Annotated in this window: 2 protein-coding genes and 1 pseudogene; all 3 read left to right on the forward strand. The window is 56.4% G+C overall.

What is annotated here, in order from left to right; translation table 11 throughout:
- Positions 1-478 precede the first annotated feature (478 nt).
- Positions 479-733, forward strand: a complete 255-nt coding sequence (locus ABW22_RS14050) for an AbrB/MazE/SpoVT family DNA-binding domain-containing protein (protein ID WP_059758066.1) — start codon at positions 479-481, stop codon at positions 731-733.
- Complete coding sequence (locus tag ABW22_RS14055; RefSeq protein ID WP_082708881.1) at positions 721-1,185, forward strand: type II toxin-antitoxin system VapC family toxin; 465 nt, start codon at positions 721-723, stop codon at positions 1,183-1,185. Before ABW22_RS14050 ends, ABW22_RS14055 begins: the two co-directional genes overlap by 13 nt.
- A 79-nt stretch (positions 1,186-1,264) precedes the next feature.
- Positions 1,265-1,366: pseudogene (locus ABW22_RS18455) on the forward strand (GSU2403 family nucleotidyltransferase fold protein); the annotation flags it as partial.
- Positions 1,367-1,922: the final 556 nt, after the last annotated feature.

Below are 1,922 nucleotides of genomic sequence, written 5' to 3' on the forward strand. Positions count from 1 at the left end.
AACCTCCACGGCATCGGCCCGGGGCGGGCGTGCGTGGTTGTTGCCGACGCGTCGGCTTTTACAACCACGGCCTCCTCCTTGCGGGGGCTCCTACAACACACCCCCTGGTGGCGAGGCCTTGTCGAGCACTTGCCCTTTGCGTCTTGCGGCGCATCGAGGCTGAAGCCGTTCCTACGGCGGCGCCTGCGGGATGCCAAAGGACAGGGGCTTCATCAGGGGGCAAGACATGACCTCAACAACCAACAGTGACATAGCCTAAGGAGACGCTGATTAATCCGTCTTTGCGAGGAGCGAAGCGACGCGGCAATCCAGAAATGCCTGCTTAATCAATGCGCTGGATTGCCGCGCTTCGCTCGCAATGACGGTTATATCGAATTAATCAGTGTTTCTCTAAACATTTCTGTGCGAATTGATAGGTGCGGATACAATAAGTAAGAATTGCGATTTATTTTCTTACTTCCAATTTCAGGAGGCTTACATGTCAACGGTACGGGTTCGCCCCAAACATCAAATCACCTTACCGGTTTCCATCGTCAACCAGGCAGGCATTCATCAGGATGATCTTCTGGAAGCTGACTACGTCAATGGCGTGATTACCCTTGTCCCCAAGGCCAGGCAGGCACGTCATGGCGACATCATGGACTATGCCGGGATTGCGCGGGACGTGTATGGCAAAACAGCGGAAGAGGTCGATGCCACCATTTCCCAACTGCGCGACGAATGGGAAAGATAGCCGCCGCCCTTGCCCGGATGCGCGGACAGCGTGTGTATATCGACGCCAACTATTTCATTTATTTTCTCGCGCGGCTCGAAATCTATTTCGAGGCTGCTGCGTCGGTCATGCGGGCGTGCGACGCCGGCGAGATAATCGGCATGACCGGCGACGCCGTCATTGCCGAATTACTGGTCAAACCTTACCGCAACGATGACACAGTGGCTATTGCCGGCATCAAGCAATTGTTCGCCAGGGAGCATTTTATCAAACGTCTGCCGCATGATTTTGCCACCTTCGACCTCGCCGCCGAAATCCGTGCCAAGCAAGGCGGCAAACTTATCGACGCCTTGCACTACGCTACCGCGCTCAAGGGTGGATGCCGTTTCTTTCTCTCCAATGACCACGGCTTCAAGTCCACGGAGCGAATGGAAGTGGTAAATATCGGTAAGCTTGTCGAGGAAGCGCCATGAGTTTTGCGTAGGCAAACGCTGCAACTACCGCAATTAAGCTGACAGGAATGCGTGAACAGCGGTTGAGCCGCATCCGGCGCGTTATGCCCTGCACAAGCTGCTGATTGATGGGGAACGCAGCGGTTCGTTCACACAAAAAGCCAACAAGGATCTGGCGCAAGCTGCCGCACTGTTGGACTGATTCAAAATCTATCGGCCATGGGAAGTGGAGGAAGCCTGGCAGGATATGGTCAATCGCGGCAAGGGCTGGGTTAGCCAGGTTGAACGTGGCCTGAAAGCGCTTGATCGGTGGGCGCCCGAATTGGGGGTGGCTGATTGGTTGAAGCGGCCATAATCTTGGGGAGACGCTGAATAACGCTTTCATCGTTATTTGTTGGTATTGGCCAGCGCTGTGGGAGCGGCGCCCTCGCCGCGATTTCGCACCATCGCAACCACCACGACATCGGCCCGGGGGCGGGCGAGCATGGTTGTTGCCGCTTCAGCGGCTTTACAACCCTGGCCTACCCCTTGCGGGTGCTCCTACAACAAGACATGACTTCAACAACCAACAGTGACATAGCTATTTTGAATGATGCCTGCTGAATGGATGGCGCCGCTTGCGGCTTTTCTGGTGTGCTGGCTGCTGCTTTCCTGGCTGCTGCGGCGCGGCATAAGCCTGCCGATGGATCACCCCAACGAACGCTCGCTGCACGTGACGCCGACGCCACGCATCGGCGGGCTGGGGATCATGGCCGGGG

This window comes from Thiobacillus denitrificans (assembly GCF_001530125.1).
Taxonomy (GTDB): Bacteria; Pseudomonadota; Gammaproteobacteria; order Burkholderiales; family Thiobacillaceae; genus Thiobacillus; species Thiobacillus denitrificans_C.